Here is a 22,735-nt window from a genome sequence, read left to right as displayed (position 1 = left end):
GGGTCCGGCGCCACCGGGTTTCCGGCCGGGCAGCACCCCGGCGAACCGGACGGCGGCGGCCGCTATGAGTGCGGTCACACGCCCGTCCCGCGCCGCCCTTCACCGCTCTGCGGCACCTGACGGTCCGGTAAGTTGTCCGCCATGGCTGAGACCAACCACGGCGACCAGGGCCTCCTGTACTGGCTGATCAAGCACGTGTCGGTGGGACCGACGATCCGGCTGGTGAACCGGCCCACCGTCGAGGGGCTGGAGAACATCCCGGTCGACGGTCCGGCGCTCATCGCCGGCAACCACATGTCCATCGCGGACTGGCTGTTCGTGCCGCTGGTGGTGCCGCGCCGCATCTCCTACCTGGCCAAGAGCGACTACTTCACCGCTCCCGGCGTCTCGGGCAAGCTGCAGAAGTTCTTCTACACGCAGACCGGCCAGGTGCCCGTCGACCGCGCGGGCGGCGACGCCGCGACCGCCGCGCTCAACACCGCGAAGAAGCTCCTCGCCGAGGGCCGCCTCGTCGGCATGTACCCCGAGGGCACCCGCTCCCCCGACGGCCGGCTCTACCGCGGACGCACCGGCCTGGTCCGGATCGCCTTCGAGGCGAACGTCCCGATCATCCCCGTCGGCGTCATCGGCACCGACAAGGTCTCGCCGCCCGGACCCTTCAGCTGGCACGCCGAGAAGGTACAGGTGAAGTTCGCCAAGCCCATCGAGCCGATCGAGTACGACATCCCGTCGGATCCCGACGAGCGGCACCAGCTCGAGCGTTCGGTGACCGACCGCTTGATGCAGGAGATCCAGGCCCTCACCGGGCAGGAGTACGTGGATGAGTACGCCAAGAAGTGGCGCCCGGAGTCCTGATCCCGCGCAGCGGGCGCGCGACCTCGCGGTCCTGCGCCGGGTGCGCGACCGCATCGACCGCGAGTTCGCGCAGCCGCTGAACGTCGAAGAGTTGGCCCGCGGCGCGCACCTCTCGGCCGGGCATCTGAGCCGCGAGTTCAAGCGCGTCTACGGCGAAGCGCCGTACTCGTACCTGATGACCCGCCGGATCGAGCGGGCGATGATGCTGCTGCGCCGCGGCGACGTCTCGGTGACCGACGCCTGCTTCGCGGTGGGCTGCTCGTCCCTCGGCACGTTCAGCACGCGGTTCACCGAGCTCGTCGGCGTTCCGCCGAGCGTGTACCAGCGCGACCACAGCGCCGCCGCCGAGGGCATTCCCGCGTGCCTCGCCCGCCAGGTGATGCGACCGGTCAGGAATCGAGAAGCACCGCACGCCCCGCCGCAATAACGTGGGCCGCATGAACCTCACGATCTCGCTCGCCTACCTGCCCCACACCGACGCCGAGGCCGCCCTCGGCTTCTACCGCGACCTCCTCGGCTTCGAGGTGCGCAAGGACGTCGGCTACCAGGACCTGCGCTGGCTCACCGTCGGACCGGCGGGCCAGCCGCAGACGTCGATCCTGCTGCACCCGCCCGCCATGGACCCCGGCGTCACCGACGACGAGCGGCAGACGGTGCTCGACCTCATCGCCAAGGGCGCCTACACCGCGATCACCCTGTCCACCGACGACCTGGACGGCCTGTTCGAGCGCGTCGCCGGTGCGGGCGCGGACGTGGTGCAGGAGCCGATGGACCAGGACTACGGCGTGCGCGACTGCGCCTTCCGCGACCCGGCGGGCAACCTGATCCGGATCAATCAGCTCTGAATCAGACCGCGGCGGACGCCTCGATCGTCGCGGTATCGATCACGAAGCGGTACCGGACGTCCGAGGCGATCACGCGCTCGTAGGCCTCGTTGATCTGATCGGCCGAGATGAGCTCGATCTCGGAGCCGATGCCGTGCTCGGCGCAGAAGTCGAGCATCTCCTGGGTCTGGGCGATCCCGCCGATCATCGAACCGGCGAAACTCCGGCGGTTGCGGGTCAGATCGAAGACGTTGACCGGGACGGGGTGCTCCGGCAGACCGACCTCGACGAGGGTGCCGTCGACGGCCAGCATCCCGAAGTACGGGTGCATGTCGAGGTTCGCGGAGACGGTGTTGATGATGACGTCGAACCGGTTGCGCAGCACCTTGAAGGTGTCGGGGTCGGAGGTCGCGTAGTAGTGCTGCGCGCCGAGGCGCAGCCCGTCCTCCATCTTCTTCAGCGACTGGCTGAGCACGGTCACCTCGGCGCCCATCGCCGCGGCGAGCTTGACGCCCATGTGGCCGAGGCCGCCCAGGCCGATGATCGCGACCTTGCTGCCGGGGCCGACGTTCCAGTGCCGCAGCGGGCTGAACAGGGTGATGCCGGCGCACAGCAACGGTGCGGCCGCGGCGTAGTCGATGCTCTCGGGTACCCGGAGCACGTAGTTCTCGTCGACGACGATGCCCGTCGAGTAGCCGCCCTGGGTGGGCAGCCCGTCGCGGCCCTTCGCGTTGTAGGTGCCGACCATGCCGCGCTCGCAGTACTGCTCCTCGCCGCGCAGGCACGCCGCGCACTCGCGGCAGGAGTCGACGAAGCAACCGACGCCGACGCGGTCGCCGACCGCGAACTTCGTGACCTCGGAGCCGACCGCGGTGACCTCACCGGCGATCTCGTGGCCGGGCACCACGGGGTACCGGGCGGGGCCCCACTCGCTGCGGACGGTGTGGATGTCGCTGTGGCAGATGCCCGCGTACCGGACGGCGATCTGCACGTCGTGCGGACCGGGATCGCGGCGCTCGATCGTCATCGGCGCGAGCGGCTCGGTTGCGGATACGGCTCCATATGCGTTCACGATCATGCTTTCCATTGTGCGCTCCGCCCCCGCCGGTCCGTACCCGGCCCCGGGGCCCCGCCGGATTCTCCGCGCGGGGTACGGAAGTCGTGATCCGGTGCTTAGATTCCCCCATGCCGAACGATGCAGTTGCAACCGGTTCAGAGGACAGCCGGCCGGCCGTGGCGGGGCGACGAGCCGCGGTGGCCAGGATCCGCGCCACCGTCATGGTCCTGGTGGGCGGCGGGGTCGCCGTCGCGGTGGGCATGCTCGACTCGTGGCGCCACGCGCCCGCCGCGGGCTGGGCGACCGCGGCGGGGATCTACGTCGTCTGGGTCTGGCTGACCATCTCGCCGATGGACGCGGAGACCACCGCGGCCCACTCGACCGAGGAGGACCCGCAGCGCCGCCTGGGGAACTTCCTGACCATGACCTGCGCGCTCGCGAGCCTCATCGCCGTGGCGATCGTCATGGCGGACGCCCACGCGGCGACGCCGAACGGCAGGCTCGCGCTGGGCGGCCTCGCGCTCAGCACGACGATCCTCTCCTGGCTCATGATGCACCTGCTGTTCACGCTGCGGTACGCGCAGACCTACTACGACACCCCGCCGCCCGGCGGCATCGACTTCAACCAGACCCAGCCGCCGCGGTACACCGACTTCGCGTACATCTCGCTGTCCTTCGGGACCGCCTACTGCGTCTCGGACACCGCGATCACGTCCAGCGACGTCCGCGCCGAAACGCTGCGCCACACCCTGCTCTCCTTCGTCTTCGCGAACGGCATCCTCGCGACGACGATCAACCTCGTCGTGAGCCTGGCCAGCGGCTGAGTCAGCCGCCGACCACCGGCAGCGTCAGGTCCAGCCGAAAGCCGGCGTCGGTGCTCCGCGCGACGACGGTGCCGCCGTGCGCCTCGACGATGCCGCGGACGATCGCGAGGCCGAGGCCCGCACCGGGCGGCGCACCGTCGACCTCGGCGGACCGGGCGGCGTCGGCGCGCCAGCCCACGTCGAACATCCGCCCCAGGTCCTCGGCGGCCACACCCGGCCCCTGGTCGATGACGCTGAGCACCAGGCGCTCGTCGACGCGGTCGGCCCGTACCACCACCTCGCTGTTCTGGGGCGCGTGCCGCAGGCTGTTGGCGAGCAGGTTGCCGATGACGCGGGTGAGCTCCCGCGGATCGACGTGCACGAGATGCCCGTCGATGCCGTTCTGCGCGATCGTGATCCCGCGCCGCTCGGCCTCGGCGCGACAGTCCGCGACCGCGTCGCTGATCAGGTCGAGCAGGACCACCGGCTCGGGATGGATCTGCAGGGTCCCGGTCTGCAGCTTCGAGAGCTCGAAGAGATCGGCGATCATCGCGTTCAGCGTCTCCACCTTGCCGCGGAGCGCGGTGAGGTAAGCGGCGCGATCGGGCGCCGTGCCCTCGTCGAGGGCCTCCGCGAGGGCCCGCACGCCGGCGAGCGGCGTCCGCAGGTCGTGCGAGATCCACGCGAAGAACTGGCGGCGGGCGGCGTCCAGCTCGGTCACGCGGGCCCGAGACTCCTCAAGGCGCCGCGAGGTCTCGGCGAGCTCGGCCGAGACCGCATCGAGCTCGGCGAGCCCCGTGCGGGTCGGTTCGACCACGTCGCCATCGCCGACTCGTCGGGTCGCCGTGCGCAGGGCGTCGATCGACGACCCGACGGCACGTCCCACGACGAAGGGCGTCGCGATCACGCTGAACACCGCGGACGTGCCGATCACCCACAGCAGCACCGTGAGGTCGTGCCGCGACAGGTACATCTGCAGCGCGATCGCGAGAGTTGACGCCACCACCGAGACCAGGGCGCCGGCGATCGCGACCGCCGCCCGGACGCCGATGCTCGCGCGGCGGCTCAGCCGGAGCACGCCGAGCGTGCCGACGGTGACCGCGATGGTCACCACCAGGGCGGTCGCAGCGATCTGCGCGAGCGCGGCACCGTCGAGCATCATCGGTCCCACCCGAATCGATACCCGGCGCCCCACTCGGTCCGCAGGTGTGCGGGATTGCGCGGATCCTCCTCGATCTTCTCGCGCAGGCGGCGCACGTGCACCGTCACCGTCGACGGATCGCCGAAGCCCCAACGCCACACCTCCCGCAGGATCTCGTCGCGGCTGATCACCCGGTCCGGGTTCCGCGCGAGGTAGAGCAGCAGCTCGTACTCCCGCGTGGTCAGCGGGATCTCGCGGCCCGAGACCCACACCCGGCGGTGCGCGGCGTCGATGCGGAACGGCCCGGCTTCGAAGACCAGGCCGGCCTCGGACGGCGCGCTGCGGCGCAGTTGGGCGTTGACGCGCAGCTGCAGTTCGCGGAGGGAGAAGGGCTTCGCGAGGTAATCGTCGGCGCCGCTCTCCAGCCCGTCGATGCGGTTGTCCACGCCGTCGAGCGCCGTTAGCATGATGATCGGCACCGCGGAGACTTCGCGGATCCGCCGGCACAGCTCGTCGCCGCTGAGCCCCGGGAGCATGCGGTCGAGCACCAGGAGATCGGGCCGCTCGGCCTGGAAGGCCTCCCACGCCTGCGCCCCGTCGCGGTGCTGGGCGACGAGGCATCCCGCGAGCCGCAGGTGGTCGGCGACGACCGTGCGGACCGCCGGATCGTCCTCGACGACCATCACCCGTGACCCCTCGTGCATGAGTCCGAGCGTAGGCGCGGCGGCGGCGAGCGCGCCGTTCCTTACGGAACTGAAAGGTGCCCTTACGGCGCTGACACTCTCCTTCTCCCCGTCGGCGACCGGCGTTTGACTCGATCACGAGCCGGCGCCCCAGCCGCCGGCCACGTCACGAGAAGGAGTCCCATCATGCGCGCTTCCCACCTCACCGGCGCCGTCGCCACCGTCGCCCTGGGCCTGGCCCTGACCGCGTGCGGCGGTGCGAAGGACATGTCGGCCGAGCCGATGACGAGCACAACGACCCCGATGTCGATGTCCACGCAGATGTCCATGCCGATGTCCGCGCCGTCGACCGCGGCGGTCACGGGGATGTTCGCCGGCCTCAACGGCAAGAACGTCGCCGGAACCGCGACGATCACGGGCGGCACCGTCGAGCTCGCGGGCTTCTCCTCGGACGAGGGCCCGGACCTGCACCTGTACCTGACCAAGGGCACCACCGAGGCCGATGTGAAGGGCGGCGTCCGCCTGGGCGCGATCGCCTACGACAAGGCCGCGCAGCGGTTCACGCTCCCCGAGGGCGTCGCGGCCGCCGACTACACGCACCTGGTCGTGCACTGCGACAAGGCGCTCGCCGTCTTCGGCGCCGCGCAGCTCGGGCGATGACCCCGACCGCGACGCGGGCGGCGACGGTGACGCGGGCGGCGACGGTGACCGTCGTCGTCGCTCGGATCGCCCTCGGCGCGGCGTGGCTGCACGAGGGGTACGTGAAGTACCACGCGGGATTCGGCCGGAGGGACATCCTCCTGGTGGTCGGCAGTGCGACCGGGAATCCCCGCGTGCCGGGCGCGTTCGTCTGGTTCGCCACCGAGGTCATGGGCCGCTTCGCCACGGTCTTCGGGATCCTGGTGCCGCTCACCGAAGTCGCCCTGGGCGTCGCCGCGCTGATCGGCCTCCTGCCGCGGGCGACGGCCTTCGTCGCGACGGGACTGCTCGGCTTCTACTGGGCCGCAGACCAACTGGTCGTGCAGTACCCGGTCATGGTCGTGCTCGCGGCGACGGTCCTCGCCGGCGGCGAGCTCGCGCGCCGCTGGTCGCCGGCCGCGACGCTGGGCGATCGGATCAGAGGTCGAGACCGAGGTCGAGCGCCCGCACCGAGTGCGTGAGCGCCCCGACGGCCAAGTAGTCGACGCCGGTCCGGGCGTAGTCCGCCGCGACGTCGAGGGAGAGCCCGCCCGACGACTCGAGCTTCGTGCGCGGCGCGAGCTTCTTCCGGCGCTGCACGGCGGACTGCGTCATCCACAGCGGCATGTTGTCGAGCAGTACGAGGTCGACGCCGAGCGCGAAGGCCTCCTCGAGCTGGTCGAGCGAGTCCACCTCCACCTCGAGCGGGACGCCGGGCGCGCGGCGCCGCACGGCCTCGATCGCGGCGGTCACCGATCCAGCGGCGACCACGTGGTTGTCCTTGATCAGCGCCTCGTCGCCGAGGCCCATCCGGTGGTTCACGCCCCCGCCCGCGCGGACGGCGTACTTCTGCAGCGCGCGCATACCGGGGAGCGTCTTGCGGCTGTCGCGGATCTTCGTGCCGGTGCCCTCGACCTCGGCGACCCAGGCGGCCGTCGCGGTCGCGATGCCGGAGAGGTGGGTGACGACATTGAGCAGGGTGCGCTCGGCCGTGAGCAGGGCGAGCGTCGGGCCTTCGATGGCCATCGCCACGTCGCCCGGCGCGATGACGGTGCCGTCGGCGATCTTCGCGGGTACCCGGTAGTTGCCGGGGCCGACCACCTCGTCGAGCACCCATTCCGCGACGGGGATGCCGGCCAGCACCCCGTGCTCGCGGCTGATGACCTTGGCGAGCGTGGTCGCGCCCGCGGGCACGGTGGCCTCGCTGGTCACGTCCGGGCCGTAGCGGAGGTCCTCGTCGAGGGCGGTGCGGATGAGCCGCACCACCTCGGCGCGGTCGGGCTCCAGCGTCAGCTCGGTCACGGACGTACCTCCACTACCTCGGTCACGGATTCCTGCCTGGCCAGGGCCTGCCCCGCCATCCGCCGGGCGACCGCGGTCAGCACGGCGTCCTCCCGGTCCCGGGACGATACCGCGGGCGCGTCCGCGACGAAGGCGGGATCCGCCAGCAGCGCGGTCAGGCCGAACAGGCCGTCGACGGTGCGCCGGACGCCGCAGGATCGGGTCATGGCGTCCTGCAGGGCGTCCCGCTCCGCACGGGCGTGCGGCGGCGCGATCTCGCGGACGGGGCCGCCGGGCAGCGCGGGCGCCGTCTGCGCGGCGGTCGCCACCCGCAGGCCCATCACGAGCGCCTCGAGCAGGCTGTTGGAGGCGAGGCGGTTCGCGCCGTGCAGGCCGGTGCGGGCCACCTCGCCCGCGGCGTACAGACCGGGGACGCCGGTCGCGCCGTGCAGGTCGGTGACCACGCCGCCGCACAGGTAGTGCGCGCCGGGGACGACGGGGATCAAGTCGGTCTGCGGGTCGAGGCCCGCGGCGCGGACGGCCTCGGTCACCGTCGGGAAACGGTCCGCCACATCGGGGATCATCGTCGCGTCCAGGTAGACGCACGGCGCCGCCGTGCGCTCCATCGCGTCGGTCACGGCGCGGGCCACGACGTCGCGGGGCGCGAGGTCACCCATCGGGTGCACGCCGTCCATGACGGCGTCGCCGTTCGCGTCGACGAGGTGCGCCCCCTCGCCGCGGACGGCCTCGGAGATCAGGGGCCGGCGGCCGCGGGCACCCGGCGTGTAGAGCATCGTCGGATGGAACTGCACGAACTCGAGCTCGCGGACGTCGGCGCCCGCCGCCTCGGCCAGAGCGATGCCGTCGCCAGTGGCGCCCAACGGGTTGGTGGTGCTCGAGAACAGGTGTCCGGCACCGCCGGTCGCGAGCAGGACGGTCCGCCCGAAGGCGTCGCCCTCGGCCGTCCGGACCCCGACGACGCGGTCACCGTCGGCGAGCAGCGCGTACGCCTGGGCGGGGCGCGCGGTCAGGGTGGGACGGGTCTTCGCGGCGGCGGTGAGGGCGCGCTGGACCTCGGCGCCGGTGGCGTCACCGCCGGCGTGGATGATCCGCGAGACGGTGTGCCCGCCCTCGCGGGTGCGCTTGAGTCGCCCGTCGGGGCGCCGGTCGAACGCGGCGCCCCAGGAGATCAGCCGGTCCACCGCGGCAGGCCCGTCGGCCAGGATCGACCGGGTCGCGACGACGTCCACGAGCGGCCCGCCCGCGCCGACGGTGTCGGCGACGTGCCGGTCGATCGAGTCCCCGGGATCGGACGGGTCGACCACGGCGATCCCGCCCTGCGCGTACGCCGTCGAGGTCGACGGTGCGCCGCCGGTCGAGGGCTTGAACAGCACCGTGACGGTCAGGCCCGCGTCCGCCGCGGCGACCGCGGCGGTCAGGCCGGCGACGCCCGCGCCGACGACGAGCAGATCGGCGACGGCGGTGGTGGTCATTCTCCGCCGCCGGGCTGCCCGATCCCGATCATGCGCGTGACGGCCTTGCGGCCGGCGTCCGCCATCGCGGCGTCGACGAAGACCTCGTCCTTGCCCTCGACCAGGCAGCGGAGCAGTGCCGCCGGCGTGATCATCTTCATGTACTTGCAGGAGGCGCGGTCGTTGACGGCGCGGAACTCGACGCCGGGGGCGGCCATCCGCAGCTGATGCAGCATGCCGACCTCGGTGGCCACGAGGACCTCCTTGGCGCCGGTCTCACGGGCGGCGTCGAGCATGCCGCCCGTGGAGAGGATCTTCACCCGGTCGTCCGGGACGGCGCCCTCGCCGGCCAGGTAAAGCGCCGAGGTGGCGCAGCCGCACTCGGGATGTACGTACAGGTCGGCGTCCGGGTGGGCCTTCGCCTGCGCGGCCAACTCGTCGCCGTTGATGCCGGCGTGGACGTGGCACTCGCCCGCCCAGATGTGCATGTTCTGCCGGCCCGTGACGCGCTTGACGTGCGCGCCGAGGAACTGGTCGGGGAGAAACAGGATCTCGGTGTCCTCGGGGATCGACTGCACCACCTCGACGGCGTTCGACGACGTGCAGCAGATGTCGGTGAGGGCCTTCACCTCCGCGGTGGTGTTGACGTAGGAGACCACGACGGCGCCGGGGTGCTCGTCCTTCCACTCCTGCAGATCGACGGCCTTGATGGAGTCGGCCAGCGAGCAGCCGGCGCGCTGATCCGGGATCAGCACGGTCTTCTCGGGGCTGAGGATCTTCGCCGTCTCGGCCATGAAGTGGACGCCGCAGAAGACGATCGTCGACGTGGAGACGTCGGCGGCGATCCGGGAGAGCGCCAGCGAGTCCCCGACGAAGTCGGCGACGTCCTGGATCGCGGGCAGCTCGTAGTTGTGGGCGAGGATCGTGGCGTCGCGGAGCTTGGCGAGACGCTTGACCTCGGCGGCCCACTCCCGGTCGCCGTCGACACCGGTGTACATGCCACCGCCCTCGACGATCCGCTCGGAGAGCGGCGAGCTGAATTCCGTGGTGGTGGCGGACGTGGCTGTGGTCATCTCGCCTCCCTTTCTCGATCCGATAATTTATCGACCTATGATCGATATATGGCCGATGCTAGCACCGCTCCCCCGCACCACGTCGCGCACGAAGTCCTTTCCGTCGTGTTCCGCGTGAGCGAGGGCACCGTCGAGGTCCTGCTGTGGCAGCGCGCGATGGCCCCCGACCAGGGCGCATGGTCGCTCCCGGGCGGGTTGCTCGACGCCCGCGAGGACCTCCCGACCAGCGCCCGCCGGCTGCTCGCGGAGAAGGTCGACCTCACCGAGGTGGCACACCTGGAGCAGTTCGCCGAGTTCTCGGATCCGCACCGGGTGCCGGCGAGCGAACACGCGGACCGCACGCTGGCCTCGACCTTCCTCGGCCTCGTCCGGTCCGGCACCGATCCGCGTCTCCCGGACGACACGACGTGGCACCCCGTCGAAGCCCTGCCGACGATGGCGTTCGACCACGCCGCGATGGTGCACCGCGCCCGCGCCCGGCTGGCGGCCCGGCTCTCCTACTCGAACATCGGGTTCGCGCTCGCCCCTCGCGCCTTCCCCGTCTCACAGCTGCGCGACATCTACGTCGCCGTCCTGGGCTACCCGGTGGACTCCACCAACCTGCTGCGCATCCTCTCCCGACGGTCGGTGATCACCGCGACCGGCGAGACCGGACAGGCGACCCGCGGCCGCCCGCCCGCGCTGTACCGGTACACCGACTCCTACCTGCGGATCACCGACGAGTTCGCCACCCTCCGCCCGCCGGGCTGAGCCGGTCGCGCGGCCACCGTCGCCGGAGCTGCGTGATCGCAAGCACGAGACACCCGGCTGTGATTACGATCCGCGTGTGAGCGAAGCACAGACCGACGAGGCCTCGCAGGACCGCGCGATCGCGAAGAAGCTGGCGGACGCCACGGATGCCCGGATCGTGCGGACACTGGGCACGGGCGCGAGCGTCGCCGTGCTGTTCGTCGTCCTCCGACTCCTGGTCGTCTCGGAATGGGACTGGCGCGTGGCGTCGCGGATGATGGCCGTCACCGACGTCAACAGCGCGCTGACGATCGTGCTCGGCACTCTCATGAGCGACCCCGAGTTCACCAGCGTCCTCGTGATGGTCCTGCTGCCGCTGTCGGCCCTGCGCCTGGCGTGGCGCATGCACACGAAGTCGACCACCAGCGTGTGGTCCGCGCTCCTCGTCGCGGTCCTGGCGTCCGCCTGCATCGCACTGACGGTGACCTACCACTACGTGTGGGTACCGATCGGCGCCACGGCGATCGCCCTGGTGATCCTCGCGGTGAAGCACTGGTTCGCCGACGGCTTCAGCGGGCGGACCGTCGACTTCGCCGTCCGCGAGGTGGGGTCGATCGCGGCGGTCGCCGTGCTGATCCTCGCCGCGGTCGAGCGCACGCCCTGGTCGCCGGCGGAGCGCCTGCACACCAAGACGGGCGTCGTCACCGCCCACGTGCTCAAGGTCGAGTCCGGATTCGTCACGGCCCTCACCGAATCCGACCGCGAGGTGCTGATCCTCAACTCCTCCGACGTCCTCCGGCGCGAGCCCCTCTGACCTCGCGATCCACCCCGCGGAACATAATCGGACCGCAGTCCGTTACAGTTCGTGAAGGGCCCGACCGGGGCCCGATCGGGAAGGATCGACATGCAGTTCGGACTCTTCAGCGTCGGCGACGTCACCACGGATCCGACCACGGACACCACCGTCAGCGAGCACGAGCGCATCGCCGCGATGACGAAGATCGCGCTCAAGGCCGAGGAGGTGGGGCTCGACGTGTTCGCCACCGGCGAGCACCACAACCCGCCCTTCGTGCCCAGCTCCCCCACCACACTGCTCGGTTGGATCGCGGCCAAGACGCAGCACCTCACGCTGAGCACCGCGACCACGCTCATCACCACGAACGACCCGGTGAAGATCGCCGAGGACTACGCGATGCTGCAGCACCTCGCCGAGGGCCGCGTCGACCTCACGCTGGGCCGCGGCAACACGGGCCCGGTGTACCCCTGGTTCGGCAAGGACATCCGTCAGGGCATCCCGCTGGCCATCGAGAACTACCACCTCCTGCGCCGCCTGTGGCGTGAGCCCGTCGTCGACTGGGAGGGCGAGTTCCGCACGCCCCTGCAGGGCTACACCTCGACGCCGGCGCCGCTGGACGGCACGCCGCCCTTCGTGTGGCACGGCTCGATCCGCTCGCCCGAGATCGCCGAGCAGGCCGCCTTCTACGGCGACGGCTTCTTCCACAACAACATCTTCTGGAACAAGGAGCACACCGAGCAGATGGTGCGCCTCTACCGCCAGCGGTTCGAGCACTACGGCCACGGCTCCGCGGACCAGGCGATCGTCGGCCTCGGCGGTCAGGTCTTCATGGCCGAGACCGAGGCGGAGGCGAAGCGCCGCTTCCGCCCCTACTTCGACAACGCACCCGTGTACGGGCACGGCCCGTCGCTGGAGGACTTCGAGCAGATGACCCCGCTCACCGTCGGCACGCCCGAGCAGGTGATCGAGAAGACGCTCGCCTTCGCGGACTACGCCGGCGACTACCAGCGCCAGCTGTTCCTGCTCGATCACGCGGGCCTTCCGCTGGAGCAGGTCCTCGAGCAGGTCGAGATCCTCGGCACCCAGGTGGTCCCGGTGCTCCGCAAGGAGTTCGAGCTGCGTCGACCGGCGCACGTCCCGTCGGACCCGCCGAGCCACGCCTCGCTCGTCGCCGCCGGCCCGGAGTCGCCGCACCACCTCGTCGTGCCGGCCCAGGACCTCGTCGCCGCGAAGGAGGCCTGACATGACCCGCTCCCTCGTCGTCGTCGCGGCCGGTGTGTCCGAGCCGTCGTCGACCCGCCTGCTGGCCGATCAGCTGGCCGACGCCACCCGGGCCGCGGTGTCGGCCCGCGGTGAGGCGGTCGACGTGACCGTGATCGAGGTGCGCGAACTCGCCCGCGACCTCGCGACCGTCATGACCACCGGCGTCGCGACGCCCGCACTCGGCGCCGCCAAGGACGCTATCGCCGCCGCGGACGGCCTCATCGCGGTGTCGCCGGTCTTCACCGCGAGCTACAGCGGGCTGTTCAAGATGTTCTTCGACGCCCTCGACCCCGACGCCCTGACCGGCGTCCCGGTGCTCGTCGCGGCCACCGCCGGCACGTCCCGGCACTCGCTGGTCCTCGACCACGCGCTGCGGCCGCTGTTCAGCTACCTGCGCGCGCAGATCCTCCCGACCGGCGTGTTCGCCGCGACCGAGGACTTCGGCTCCGCCGAGCTCGCGACCCGGATCTCACGGGCCGGGGCGGAGCTCGCCGGCGCGCTGGTCCAGGCCGACGGTGCCGTGGCCGGCTTCGGCGGACCGTCGGACCTCGGCGCCCCCCGGCGCTCCGGCAAGGCCCTCGACCTGGGCCCCGTCGCCGACTTCGCGGACCTGCTCCGCGGGCACACCGGCGACTGACTCCTCCGGGAGCCGGCCGACCAGGGCGGACACGGTGCACCACAGCGCGGCGCATGCCGGCCACACGAGAACCAGGACCCACGAGGCCAGGTCGCCGAGCCGCCCGCCGGAGTGATCGGCGAGGGCGAAGACGTTCGCACCGTCGAGCCGGATCGAGGGCGCCGCGGTGAAGTCCAGGCCCGGCTCCCCCGGCCCGGCGAACCGCGCGTCGACGACGGCCTGACCGAGTGGCGTCGCGACCAGCACCGCGAACGCCGCAGCGGTCAGCGTGACCGCGACGCCCCGGGGAGTGCGCCGTCGCCCGACGAAGACCAGCGCGCCCGTGAGCAGCCCGCCGACCGCCGAGACCGCCACGAACAGGACCGTCGCGAAGAAGATGTTGTCGAGCTGGCCCTCGCGCCAGATGACGCCGGACCGGGTGAGGACGCCGCGGACGCCCGGCACCGTCAGGCCCCAGAGCAGGCCGCCTGCGGCACCGAGGACGGCGGCGATCACGCCCGGCACGACGATGTCCGACGCGGTCCGAGCCGGGGCTGCAGTAGTCATCGGCACGAAGCCTAGCGAGTGCGGCGGGGACCGCCGGTCAGCGTTCGCCGCTCGACGAATCGAACTCGCCGTGTCGGGAGCAGCGCGCGGTCCACCCGTGGGGGCTGACCTGGACGATCATCCGGCGCGCGCAGTACGCGCAGTAGCGCGGCGGCTCCAGCCCGAGGAGCGCCGCCGCGAGGACGGGCTCCCCCTCGGCGAGCGGCTTGCCGGTGTACACGTCGTACACCGGCTCCTTGTCGGCCATGACGGTCACAGGGTATCGTTCAGGGCCTTGATCGGCATCTTGAGCTCGCCGAGCAGGTCGAGGTCGGTCTCGGCCGGGCGGCCGAGCGTGGTGAGGTAGTTGCCCACGATCACGGCGTTGATGCCGCCGAGGATGCCCTTCTCGGCGCCGAGGTCGCCGAGCGTGATCTCGCGGCCGCCGGCGAAGCGGAGGATGGTGCGCGGCAGCGCCAGGCGGAAGGCGGCGATCGCCCGGAGCGCCTCGTTCGGCTCCAGGACGTCGAGATCGCCGAAGGGCGTGCCCGGGCGCGGGTTGAGGAAGTTGAGCGGCACCTCGTCGGGCTCGAGCTCGGCGAGGTTCGCGGCGAACTCGGCGCGCTGCTCCAGCGTCTCGCCCATGCCGAGGATGCCGCCGCAGCAGACCTCCATGCCGGCCTCGCGGACCATCTGGAGCGTGCCCCAGCGCTCCTCCCAGGAGTGCGTGGTCACGACGTTCGGGAAGTGCGACTTCGAGGTCTCGAGGTTGTGGTTGTAGCGGTGCACGCCCATCGCCTTGAGCTCGTCGACCTGCTCCTGGGTGAGCATGCCGAGGCTGCACGCGATCTGGATGTCGACCTCGTTGCGGATCGCAGCGATGCCGGCGGCGACCTGGCTCATCAGGCGCTTGTCCGGGCCGCGGACGGCCGCGACGATGCAGAACTCGGTGGCGCCGGTCTTGGCGGTCTGCTTCGCGGCCTCGACCAGCGACGGGATGTCGATCCACGCCGAGCGCACCGGCGACTCGAACAGGCCCGACTGGCTGCAGAAGTGGCAGTCCTCGGGGCAGCCGCCGGTCTTGAGGCTGATGATGCCCTCGACCTCGACCTCCGGGCCGCACCACTTCATGCGCACCTCGTGCGCGAGCTGCAGCACGTCGTCGAGCTTCTCGTCGGGCAGCTGCAGCACGGCCAGCACCTGCTCCTGACTGAGCCCTTCGCCGCGCTCGAGCACCTGCTCGCGCGCGACCTCGATGATGTCGGCCAGGACCCCGGTCATGTGATCTCCCTCGTCGGCTGTGGTCGGTCGGCTGTGGTCTGCGACACCTACGGCGCCGCGGCTACCGAGCACTGTACAGCGTTCAATTCATGAACGGTGTTCAAGGCCCGCCGGGCGCGGGCGGGAAACGTTCACCGACTCGACCGGAATCGTTTCCTTCCCTTTTCTAGGTATCGACGGGACAGTGTCCCCATGAAGCTGCGCTCGAAGAAGATCCTGGTCGCGACGGTCGCCGCGGCCTCCCTGGTCACACCTCTCGGTTGGACGGCCGGCCCGGCGGCGGCCGCGCCGACCGGCGGTTGCGTCCTCACGCCGAAGGCGGCACCGTCGGCGGAGCCCGCAACCGGCGCTGCGAGCGCCACGAAGGCCGCGCCGAACTCGTACATCGATCAGCTGGCCGCGTTCTCGAGCCTGCCGAAGTCCATCCTCACGGCGAACCTGGACACGGCCGTCGCGACGAACCGGGCCGCCACCGCCGCGGAGCGGCAGTACGCGGTGAACGACAACTACGGCATCCTCGACGATTCGATCTTCAACGCCCTCGGCAGCCGTCTGGCCCCGGCGTTCCGCGCCGCCGAGAAGGCGGGCGAGCTCCCGAACACCACCGCGCTCCTCGTCGGCAAGACGGCGCTGATCAACTCCTACGTCGACACCTCCGCCGCGAAGAAGCACTTCCAGTACCAGCGGCCCTTCGAGGTCGCCCCGGACCGGATCGCGAAGTACGGCGACGGCCGCGCCGACCTGTACGAATCGGTGCGCGGGTCGGGCTCGTACCCGTCCGGCCACACCGCGTGGGGCTACGCCGAGGCGCTCGTCATCGCCACCCTGCTCCCCGAGCTCGGCCCGCAGCTGCTGGCGCGGGGCGCCGACTACGGCCGGCATCGCGTGGTGCTCGGCGTGCACTACCCGCTCGACGTGATCGGCGGCCGGATCCTGGCGCAGGCCGCGGTGGCGGACGCGCTGGCGGACCCGCGATTCGCGGGCGCCGTCGCCGCCGCGCGTTCCGAGCTCCGGGCCGCGTTGAGCGCGCGAGCCGGGGGCGGAATCGCGCAGGTCGTGGCCTGCCAGCAGAACTACGTCGAGACCGCGGCCGCGGCCGCGGCGTACCGTCGCGACCTGGCCTGGGGCCTGCCGCGCGTCGGGGGCGATGCACCGGTCCGGGTTCCCGCCGGCGCGATCACCCTGCTGCGCGCCGCGCACCCCGACCTGACGGACGCCCAGCTGCGCGAGCGGATCGCCGGCACCGCGGGGCCCGCCGGCTACCCCCTCGACGTGCAGGGCGGATGGCAGCGGATCGACCTGCTCAGCGCCTGGATCGCGCGCTGAGCCAGCCCGCGTCGAACCACGACGGCGCCGCCGCCGCGAACCGCTCCGGCGGGAGCGCGGCGGCACCGTCGGGGATCCGCCCGACGATCGGCACGCCCGTGAGTTCCGGGAGGTCGATCAGGTTGCAGCGCTCGGCGAGCCCGGGCTCGTCCGGCCAGCGGGACAGCACGATGCCCGCGCACGCGACGCCGCCCGCCTCCAGGGCACGGACCGTCAGCTCGGTGTGATTGAGCGTGCCGAGCGCCGGGTCGGCGACCACGACGACCGGCGCCGCGAGGTCGGCCGCGAGGTCGACGAGGGTGAACGGCGTTCGAGAATCGTCCTCCCCGAGGCGCACGAGGGCGCCGCCCGCGCCCTCGACCAGGACCGCCCCCTCGGCCTCCCGGACGACGGCCACCGCCTCGTCGCGCCCGAGCGGCGGCAGGCCCGCCCGACGGGCGGCGGTCAGTGGCGCGAGGGGCTCGGGGTACCGCAGATGTTCGACCGTGACCGCGCCCGGCGCGAGGCGCGCGACCTCGGCGGCGTCGGAGAGCTGACCGTCCTCGTCGCGCTCGGCGCCGTCGGCGAAGCCGGTCTGCGCGGGCTTGACCACGGTGACCGGCCCGCTCCGCAGCAGCGCGGCGGCCAGTGCCGCCGTCGCGACGGTCTTGCCGACGCCGGTCGACGTGCCGGTGACGCAGAGGATCACGCGACGGCCCGTCGGATCGCGGCGACGGCGGTCGCCACCTCGGCGTCCGTGAGATCGGCGCGCACGGTGATCCGCAGGCGGGAGGTGCCCTCCGGGACCGACGGCGGCCGGAAACAGCCGACGTGCACCCCCTGCGCCGCGCAGGCGTCCCGGGCGGCGACGGCGCGCTCGGGATCGCCGAGGACGAGCGAGACCACTGCGGAGGTCGGCTCGGGCGCGCCGATCCCGGCGGCCACGGCGCGGGCCCGGCTCAGGACCCGGCCGGCGAGCGCGGGCTCGGCGCGCAGCTCCGCGAGGGCGGCGTCCGCGGCGGCCACCGCCGCCGGGGCGAGGCCGGTGTCGAAGATGAAGGGCCGCGCGGCGTCGATCAGGTGTGTCGGCACCCGCTCGGGGCCGACGACCACGCCGCCCTGGGAGCCGAGGGCCTTGGACATGGTCGCGGTGATGACCAGGTCGGGCGCGCCGGCGAGGCCGAGCTCGTGGACCAGGCCGCGGCCGCCGTCGCCGCGGACGCCCAGGCCGTGGGCCTCGTCGACGACGAGGACCGCGCCGTGCGCGCGGGTCGCGGCGTGCAGCTCGGCGACGGGCGCGAGCATTCCGTCGGCGCTGTAGACCGAGTCGGTGAGGACGATCGCCCGCTCCTCGACGCGACCCGCGAGGGCTTCTCGAACAGCGTTCACGTCGCCCCGCGGAGTGACGACGACGCGCGCGCGGGAGAGTCGGCAGGCGTCGACGAGGGAGGCGTGCGAGCCGCCGTCGGAGACGACGAGGGCGCCCCGCCCGGCGAGGGCGGTGACGACCCCGAGGTTGGCGAGGTATCCGGAGGAGAAGCAGAGGGCCGCCTCGGCGCCGAGGAAGTCCGCCAGGTTGCGCTCGAACTCCTCGTGCAGCTCCGTGGTGCCGGTGACCAGCCGCGATCCGGTGGCCCCGGCGCCCCAGACGCGGAGCGCATCGGCGGCGGCGTCGAGGACGCGGGGGTGGCGACTGAGGCCGAGGTAGTCGTTCGACGCCAGATCGAGGCCGGGCTCGCCGGGGCGTCGGGCCCGTAGCGACCGCCGGAGGCCCGCCTCCGCGCGGTCGGCGGCGTAGCCGTCGAGCCACCCGAGCGCGTCTACTTGAACACCGTTCATGCCCTCACTGTAGCGCCGCGCGCACGGCGGCCGAGACCCCTCCGCAGATCGCCGCGACGTCCGCGGCCGAACTGATGAACGGCGGCATCGTGTAGACGAGGTCCCGGAAGGGGCGCAACCACACGCCCGCAGCGACCGTCGCGTCCGTCGCGGCGGCCATGTCGACGGGTCGGTCGAGCTGCACGACGCCGATGGCGCCGAGCACCCGGACGTCCACGACGCCGGGTAGCTCGCGCAGCGGCGCGAGTCCCTCCCGCAGCCCCTGTTCGATCTCGGCGACACGAGCGGCCCAGTCCTGCGCGAGCAGCAGTTCGGTGCTGGCGACCGCGATGGCGCAGGCCAGCGGGTTCCCCATGAAGGTCGGACCGTGCATGAGCGCGCCCTGGTCCGAGTTCGAGATGGTGAGCGCCACCTCGTCGGTGCAGAGCATCGCGGCGAGGGTCAGGTAGCCACCGGTCAGGGCCTTGCCGACACAGAGGATGTCCGGGGTGATCCCGGCGGCGTCGCAGGCGAAGAGGGTGCCGGTGCGGCCGAAACCCGTGGCGATCTCGTCGCAGATGAGCAGCACCCCGTGCCGCCGGGTGATCTCGCGCAGCGCGGCGACGTAGGCGGGCGGGTGGAAGCGCATGCCGCCGGCGCCCTGCACGACGGGCTCGATGATGACGGCGGCCAGCTCGTGGGCGTGCTCGGCCACCAGCCGATCCAGCTCGGCGACGTAGGCCTCGTCGTACTCGGCGGGCGGCGCGGGAGCGAAGACCTGCGTGGCGAGGACGTCGCTCCACAGCGAGTGCATGCCGCCGTCGGGGTCGCAGACGCTCATCGGGGTGAAGGTGTCTCCGTGGTAGCCGCCGCGCCAGGTGAGCAGGCGGTTCCGGCCGTCGACGCCGCGGGCGCGCCAGTACTGCAGCGCCGTCTTCACCGCGACCTCGATGGAGACGGAGCCGCTGTCGGCGAGGAAGACGCGATCGAGGCCGTCGGGCGTGATCCGCACCAGCAGCTCGCCGAGGCGGGCGGCGCTCTCGTGGGTGAGGCCGCCGAACATGACGTGCGACATCGTGTCGATCTGGGCCTTGGCGGCAGCGTCGAGGACGGGGTTGCGGTAGCCGTGGATCGCGGCCCACCACGAACTCATCCCGTCGACGACCCGTGTCCCGTCGCCGAGGGTGAGGTGCACGCCCTCCGCGGAGGCGACCACCCGCGCCCCCGCGCCGCCGACGGCGCTGTAGGGGTGCCACAGCGTCCGGGTGTCCAGGGCGAGGATCTCGTCGGGCGTCATGTCGGGCCACGTTAGCGGTGGCCCGCGCGGTGTCGTCATCCGCCGGGCGGGTGTTGCGGCCCGGCGGCGGCTGCGGCGGATGGCATGATCGGCGACATGGCATCCGGCGACCCGCGCCCCGTCGGCGCGACCTACCGCCTCCAGCTGGGCCCGTCGTTCACCTTCGACGACGCCGCCCGCCGCGTGCCCTACCTGGCCGATCTCGGCGTGACGCACCTCTACCTCTCCCCCGTGCTCGAGGCCGTCCGCGGCTCCACGCACGGCTACGACGTCACCGATCAGACGACGGTGCGCGCCGAGCTGGGCGGCCGCAAGGGCCTCGAGAGGCTCGCCGATTCGGCCCACGTCGACGGCCTCGGGCTGGTGATCGACATCGTCCCCAATCACCTCGGTGTGGGGCGCCCGGAGCAGAACCCGTGGTGGTGGGACGTGCTGAAGCACGGCCGGAAGTCGGCGTTCGCGCACTACTTCGACATCGACTGGGACCCGCGCAACGGCGCCGGGGGCAAGCTCGCGCTCCCCGTCCTCGGCTCCGAGGCCGACGCCGCGGCGCTGACCGTCGACCGGTCGGGCGCCGAGCCGGTGCTGCGCTACCACGATCGGGTCTTCCCGATCGGCCGCGAGGTCGGCGGCGGCGACGCCGAACGCGTCCACTACGCGCAGCCCTACCGGCTGGTGCTGTGGGACGCCCCGATCCGGTCCTACCGTCGCTTCTTCACGGTCGACGACCTGGCCGCGGTCCGCGTCGAGGACCCCGAGGTCTTCGCCGCGACGCACGCCGAGATCGGCTCCTGGTTCGCGGACGGCATCGCCGACGGCCTGCGCGTCGACCACCCCGACGGACTGGCCGAGCCGGTCCGCTACCTGCGGAGGCTGCGCGAGCTCGCCGGCCCCGGCGCGTGGATCGTGATCGAGAAGATCCTGGAGCCCGGCGAACCCCTCGACCCAATCCTCCCGGTCGCGGGGACCACGGGCTACGACGCGCTCCGCGAGCTGGGTCATGCGCTGCTCGACCCCGCCGGGGAGCCGGGACTGAGCGCGCTCCACGAACGCTGGACCGGGAACGACGGTGCCGTCCGCCGGAACTCGGGCGCGACGCTCCGCCTTCGGGACGAGTTGGCGGCCCGGGACCTGCGGCCGGAGTTCCTGCGGCTGGCCCGCGCGATTCGCGTCGAGACCGGGACGGCCGTCCCGATCGACGACCTCGCCGACGCCGCCCTGTTCTGGATGAACGAGATCCCCTACTACCGCGACGACTACCCCGTGCTCAGCGCGCAGGCGGAGGCCGTCCGGCGCCGCCTCATCGACGCCGCGGGGCCCGAGACCTCGGCCGAGCATCGGGCGATCGTGGCGGTGGCCGCGGCGATCGACCGCGGCGCGGAGAGCGCGGCCCGCTTCGCGCAGCTCACGGGCGCACTGACGGCGAAGTCGCTCGAGGACACCGCCTTCTACCGCTCCGCGCGCCTCGTCTCGCTGCAGGAGGTGGGTGGCGCACCGTCGAACCTCGGGCCGAGCGATCCGCACCCGGCCCTCGCCCGCCGCGCCGCGGAGTGGCCCGCGGCGATGACGACGCTGTCGACCCACGACACCAAGCGCGGCGAGGACGTGCGCGCCCGGATCGGCGTGCTGAGCCAGTGCCCGGACGACTGGGCGGCGTTCGTCGACCGGTCGATGCCCCTGCTCCCCTCACCGCCCGACCCGGTGACGGGCCTGTTCCTGCTGCAGACCGCGTTCGGGGTCTGGCCGGAGGACGGCGCGATCACCGACGAGCTGCGGGCGCGCCTGCACGCGTACGCCGAGAAGGCGATGCGGGAGGGGCGCGTCGGCACGTCGTGGACCGCGCCCGACGGTGCCTTCGAGGCCGCCGGGCACGCCTTCCTCGACGCGCTGTTCGACGGTGCCGTTGGCGCGACGATGACGGACCTCGTCGGCGCGCTCGCGCCGCACGGCCGGTCGGACGCCCTCGCGCAGAAGCTGCTGCAGCTCGCCGGACCAGGCGTGCCGGACGTCTACCAGGGCACGGAGCGGTGGGAGGACTCGCTCGTCGACCCGGACAACCGCCGCCCCGTCGACTGGGATGCCGCCGACGACGCCCACCCCAAGCAGCGGCTGGTCAGGGCGGCGCTCCGGCTGCGGCGCGAGCGGCCGGGCAGCTTCGTCCGGGGCACCTACTCCCCCGTTCTCGCCGCCGGGCCGGCCGCCGACCACCTGCTCGGCTTCCATCGGGGCCCGGACGGCGGCGCGCCCGACGTCGCCGCACTCGCGACGCGCCGGTCGCTGGGCCTGGAGCGCGCAGGCGGCTGGCGCGACACGCGGATCGACCTCGGCGAGTCGGCCTGGACGGACCGCCTGACGGGGCAGATCGTCACAGGTCAGGTGCCACTCGCCGAGCTCTTCCTCGAACACCCTGTCGCCCTCCTGGTGCGCGAATAGAAAACTTGTCAGTGGGTCCGCGCACACTCGGGCCATGAACAGCGAAACCCCGCGGCCGGTCTCCACGGCACTCGCCCAGTCCGCCACCGCGCGCGCCGGTGTCAGCGGCAACCGCATCCGCGCCTCCTCGCTGGCGCGGGTAGCCGAATCGCTGCGCGAGCACGGCCTGTCCGCCGATCTGCTGCCCACCGGGCGCCTGGTGACGGTCGCCGGCACGTCGCGGCTCACCGCGCAGATGGTGCCCGGCGGCGCCATCGAGGTGCGGGCCCAGCGGGAGGGCCGCAACTCCATCCTGGGCCTGCTCCAGGACGCGGAGGAGGTCGCGCACCTGCTGATCCGCTGCGCCGGGATGGCGTCGGCCTGGGAGCTCACCGCCGACATCCACGATCGGCTGATCCTCGCCGGTGACCGCACGGTGCTCAGCGAGGTGCCGATGAGCGACACGCTCTACGTCCGCCTCGGCGAGCGCACATTCGCGGAGATCTTCGCGGAGGACGCGAGCGCCTGCCTCGGCGCGCCGGCGCTGGTCACCCTCACCACGCACGTCTGCACACACTCGCTGGACGAGGTGTGGCGGTTCCGCTCGCTCGACCAGCACGACTATCGCGCCATCGGCTGCATCACGGGCGGCCGGCACGAGACCGCGGAGTCGGCGCTCGCGGCGCTGGAACTGCACCGCGCCCGCACCACGGAGTGGGAGGGCCTGCACTGACTGTGAGGATGGGATCTGCCACCTCGATGTGCCAGCAGGATCGGTGTTTCGGTGGTGGGCTGTAGCTGACGG

Annotated in this window: 24 protein-coding genes; 13 read left to right on the top strand and 11 right to left on the bottom strand. The window is 72.4% G+C overall.

Annotated features, from left to right (window positions below; all coding sequences use genetic code 11):
• The first annotated feature begins 141 nt into the window (after positions 1-141).
• From ACLQ3K_RS13210 to ACLQ3K_RS13200, 3 genes are read left to right on the top strand one after another with little or no spacing between them, the layout of a single operon-like run.
• Entirely contained in the window at positions 142-855 is a 714-nt protein-coding gene (locus ACLQ3K_RS13210; RefSeq protein WP_224645063.1) for a lysophospholipid acyltransferase family protein, read from the top strand.
• The gene (locus ACLQ3K_RS13205; RefSeq protein ID WP_224645062.1) at positions 821-1,282 is read left to right on the top strand and encodes a helix-turn-helix transcriptional regulator; all 462 of its coding nucleotides are present in this window, start codon (positions 821-823) and stop codon (positions 1,280-1,282) included. The genes ACLQ3K_RS13210 and ACLQ3K_RS13205 overlap by 35 nt, the downstream gene beginning before the upstream one ends.
• A 10-nt stretch (positions 1,283-1,292) precedes the next feature.
• Positions 1,293-1,700 carry a VOC family protein gene (locus ACLQ3K_RS13200; RefSeq protein WP_336670377.1) on the top strand — a complete coding sequence of 136 codons (408 nt, stop codon included), beginning with the start codon at positions 1,293-1,295 and terminating at the stop codon, positions 1,698-1,700.
• A 1-nt stretch (position 1,701) separates the two neighbouring features.
• On the opposite strand, the gene ACLQ3K_RS13195 is transcribed toward ACLQ3K_RS13200, so the two are convergent.
• Complete coding sequence (locus tag ACLQ3K_RS13195; protein WP_425999864.1) at positions 1,702-2,766, bottom strand: NAD(P)-dependent alcohol dehydrogenase; 1,065 nt, start codon at positions 2,764-2,766, stop codon at positions 1,702-1,704.
• A gap of 167 nt (positions 2,767-2,933) precedes the next feature.
• On the opposite strand from ACLQ3K_RS13195, the gene ACLQ3K_RS13190 reads away from it, so the two are divergent.
• Positions 2,934-3,560 carry a DUF1345 domain-containing protein gene (locus tag ACLQ3K_RS13190; RefSeq protein WP_425999862.1) on the top strand — a complete coding sequence of 209 codons (627 nt, stop codon included), beginning with the start codon at positions 2,934-2,936 and terminating at the stop codon, positions 3,558-3,560.
• Position 3,561: 1 nt separating this feature from the next.
• On the opposite strand, the gene ACLQ3K_RS13185 is transcribed toward ACLQ3K_RS13190, so the two are convergent.
• Both ACLQ3K_RS13185 and ACLQ3K_RS13180 read right to left on the bottom strand, forming a co-directional pair.
• Positions 3,562-4,698, bottom strand: coding sequence for a sensor histidine kinase (locus ACLQ3K_RS13185; protein ID WP_426000426.1), 1,137 nt, complete (start codon positions 4,696-4,698; stop codon positions 3,562-3,564).
• Positions 4,698-5,384: a response regulator transcription factor gene (locus ACLQ3K_RS13180; protein WP_224645057.1), complete on the bottom strand. Its 687-nt coding sequence runs from the start codon at positions 5,382-5,384 to the stop codon at positions 4,698-4,700. The genes ACLQ3K_RS13185 and ACLQ3K_RS13180 overlap by 1 nt, the downstream gene beginning before the upstream one ends.
• A gap of 165 nt (positions 5,385-5,549) precedes the next feature.
• Between ACLQ3K_RS13180 and ACLQ3K_RS13175 the strand changes: the two genes are divergently transcribed.
• Both ACLQ3K_RS13175 and ACLQ3K_RS13170 read left to right on the top strand, forming a co-directional pair.
• On the top strand, positions 5,550-6,023 hold the full coding sequence (locus tag ACLQ3K_RS13175) for a DM13 domain-containing protein (protein WP_425999860.1): 474 nt from the start codon (positions 5,550-5,552) through the stop codon (positions 6,021-6,023).
• Complete coding sequence (locus ACLQ3K_RS13170) at positions 6,020-6,523, top strand: hypothetical protein (RefSeq protein ID WP_425999858.1); 504 nt, start codon at positions 6,020-6,022, stop codon at positions 6,521-6,523. Before ACLQ3K_RS13175 ends, ACLQ3K_RS13170 begins: the two co-directional genes overlap by 4 nt.
• Here ACLQ3K_RS13170 and nadC read toward each other — a convergent pair.
• Genes nadC through nadA form a run of 3 tightly spaced genes read right to left on the bottom strand, consistent with a single transcriptional unit; the run spans position 6,480 to position 9,867 of the window.
• Positions 6,480-7,343 (bottom strand): carboxylating nicotinate-nucleotide diphosphorylase, encoded by an 864-nt coding sequence (gene nadC, locus ACLQ3K_RS13165; RefSeq protein WP_425999856.1) that lies wholly within the window; start codon positions 7,341-7,343, stop codon positions 6,480-6,482. The genes ACLQ3K_RS13170 and nadC overlap by 44 nt on opposite strands.
• Positions 7,340-8,815, bottom strand: a complete 1,476-nt coding sequence (gene nadB, locus ACLQ3K_RS13160; protein WP_425999854.1) for an L-aspartate oxidase — start codon at positions 8,813-8,815, stop codon at positions 7,340-7,342. The genes nadC and nadB overlap by 4 nt, the downstream gene beginning before the upstream one ends.
• Complete coding sequence (nadA, locus tag ACLQ3K_RS13155) at positions 8,812-9,867, bottom strand: quinolinate synthase NadA (RefSeq protein ID WP_425999852.1); 1,056 nt, start codon at positions 9,865-9,867, stop codon at positions 8,812-8,814. The genes nadB and nadA overlap by 4 nt, the downstream gene beginning before the upstream one ends.
• A 48-nt stretch (positions 9,868-9,915) precedes the next feature.
• Here nadA and ACLQ3K_RS13150 point away from each other — a divergent pair, with 48 nt between their 5' ends.
• The 4 genes from ACLQ3K_RS13150 to ACLQ3K_RS13135 all read left to right on the top strand — a co-directional run bounded on the left by ACLQ3K_RS13150 (position 9,916) and on the right by ACLQ3K_RS13135 (position 13,292).
• The gene (locus ACLQ3K_RS13150) at positions 9,916-10,617 is read left to right on the top strand and encodes an NUDIX hydrolase (RefSeq protein WP_224645051.1); all 702 of its coding nucleotides are present in this window, start codon (positions 9,916-9,918) and stop codon (positions 10,615-10,617) included.
• A gap of 76 nt (positions 10,618-10,693) precedes the next feature.
• Entirely contained in the window at positions 10,694-11,410 is a 717-nt protein-coding gene (locus ACLQ3K_RS13145) for a hypothetical protein (protein WP_425999849.1), read from the top strand.
• A gap of 90 nt (positions 11,411-11,500) precedes the next feature.
• Positions 11,501-12,634: an LLM class flavin-dependent oxidoreductase gene (locus tag ACLQ3K_RS13140; RefSeq protein WP_425999847.1), complete on the top strand. Its 1,134-nt coding sequence runs from the start codon at positions 11,501-11,503 to the stop codon at positions 12,632-12,634.
• Between the two features lies 1 nt (position 12,635).
• Positions 12,636-13,292 (top strand): FMN reductase, encoded by a 657-nt coding sequence (locus tag ACLQ3K_RS13135; protein ID WP_425999845.1) that lies wholly within the window; start codon positions 12,636-12,638, stop codon positions 13,290-13,292.
• Between the two features lie 583 nt (positions 13,293-13,875).
• Here the strand turns inward: ACLQ3K_RS13135 and ACLQ3K_RS13130 are convergent.
• Both ACLQ3K_RS13130 and bioB read right to left on the bottom strand, forming a co-directional pair.
• The gene (locus tag ACLQ3K_RS13130) at positions 13,876-14,085 is read right to left on the bottom strand and encodes a hypothetical protein (RefSeq protein WP_426000424.1); all 210 of its coding nucleotides are present in this window, start codon (positions 14,083-14,085) and stop codon (positions 13,876-13,878) included.
• Positions 14,086-14,090: 5 nt separating this feature from the next.
• On the bottom strand, positions 14,091-15,098 hold the full coding sequence (bioB, locus tag ACLQ3K_RS13125; RefSeq protein ID WP_336670388.1) for a biotin synthase BioB: 1,008 nt from the start codon (positions 15,096-15,098) through the stop codon (positions 14,091-14,093).
• A 192-nt stretch (positions 15,099-15,290) separates the two neighbouring features.
• On the opposite strand from bioB, the gene ACLQ3K_RS13120 reads away from it, so the two are divergent.
• On the top strand, positions 15,291-16,424 hold the full coding sequence (locus tag ACLQ3K_RS13120; RefSeq protein WP_425999843.1) for a phosphatase PAP2 family protein: 1,134 nt from the start codon (positions 15,291-15,293) through the stop codon (positions 16,422-16,424).
• On the opposite strand, the gene bioD is transcribed toward ACLQ3K_RS13120, so the two are convergent.
• The 3 genes from bioD to ACLQ3K_RS13105 are packed head-to-tail and all read right to left on the bottom strand — an operon-like array spanning position 16,402 to position 19,518.
• On the bottom strand, positions 16,402-17,112 hold the full coding sequence (bioD, locus tag ACLQ3K_RS13115; RefSeq protein WP_224645044.1) for a dethiobiotin synthase: 711 nt from the start codon (positions 17,110-17,112) through the stop codon (positions 16,402-16,404). The two genes, ACLQ3K_RS13120 and bioD, sit on opposite strands and share 23 nt — an antisense overlap.
• Positions 17,109-18,242 (bottom strand): 8-amino-7-oxononanoate synthase, encoded by a 1,134-nt coding sequence (locus tag ACLQ3K_RS13110; protein ID WP_425999840.1) that lies wholly within the window; start codon positions 18,240-18,242, stop codon positions 17,109-17,111. The genes bioD and ACLQ3K_RS13110 overlap by 4 nt, the downstream gene beginning before the upstream one ends.
• A gap of 4 nt (positions 18,243-18,246) precedes the next feature.
• Positions 18,247-19,518, bottom strand: a complete 1,272-nt coding sequence (locus ACLQ3K_RS13105; protein ID WP_425999838.1) for an adenosylmethionine--8-amino-7-oxononanoate transaminase — start codon at positions 19,516-19,518, stop codon at positions 18,247-18,249.
• A 96-nt stretch (positions 19,519-19,614) separates the two neighbouring features.
• Here ACLQ3K_RS13105 and treY point away from each other — a divergent pair, with 96 nt between their 5' ends.
• Both treY and ACLQ3K_RS13095 read left to right on the top strand, forming a co-directional pair.
• Positions 19,615-21,951 (top strand): malto-oligosyltrehalose synthase, encoded by a 2,337-nt coding sequence (treY, locus tag ACLQ3K_RS13100; RefSeq protein WP_425999836.1) that lies wholly within the window; start codon positions 19,615-19,617, stop codon positions 21,949-21,951.
• A 34-nt stretch (positions 21,952-21,985) separates the two neighbouring features.
• Positions 21,986-22,663 (top strand): hypothetical protein, encoded by a 678-nt coding sequence (locus ACLQ3K_RS13095; RefSeq protein WP_224645040.1) that lies wholly within the window; start codon positions 21,986-21,988, stop codon positions 22,661-22,663.
• The last annotated feature ends 72 nt before the right edge of the window (positions 22,664-22,735 follow it).

This window comes from Tsukamurella sp. DT100 (assembly GCF_049844855.1).
Classification (GTDB): domain Bacteria; phylum Actinomycetota; class Actinomycetes; order Mycobacteriales; family Mycobacteriaceae; genus Tsukamurella.
This window is presented reverse-complemented; position numbering and strand designations above follow the sequence as displayed.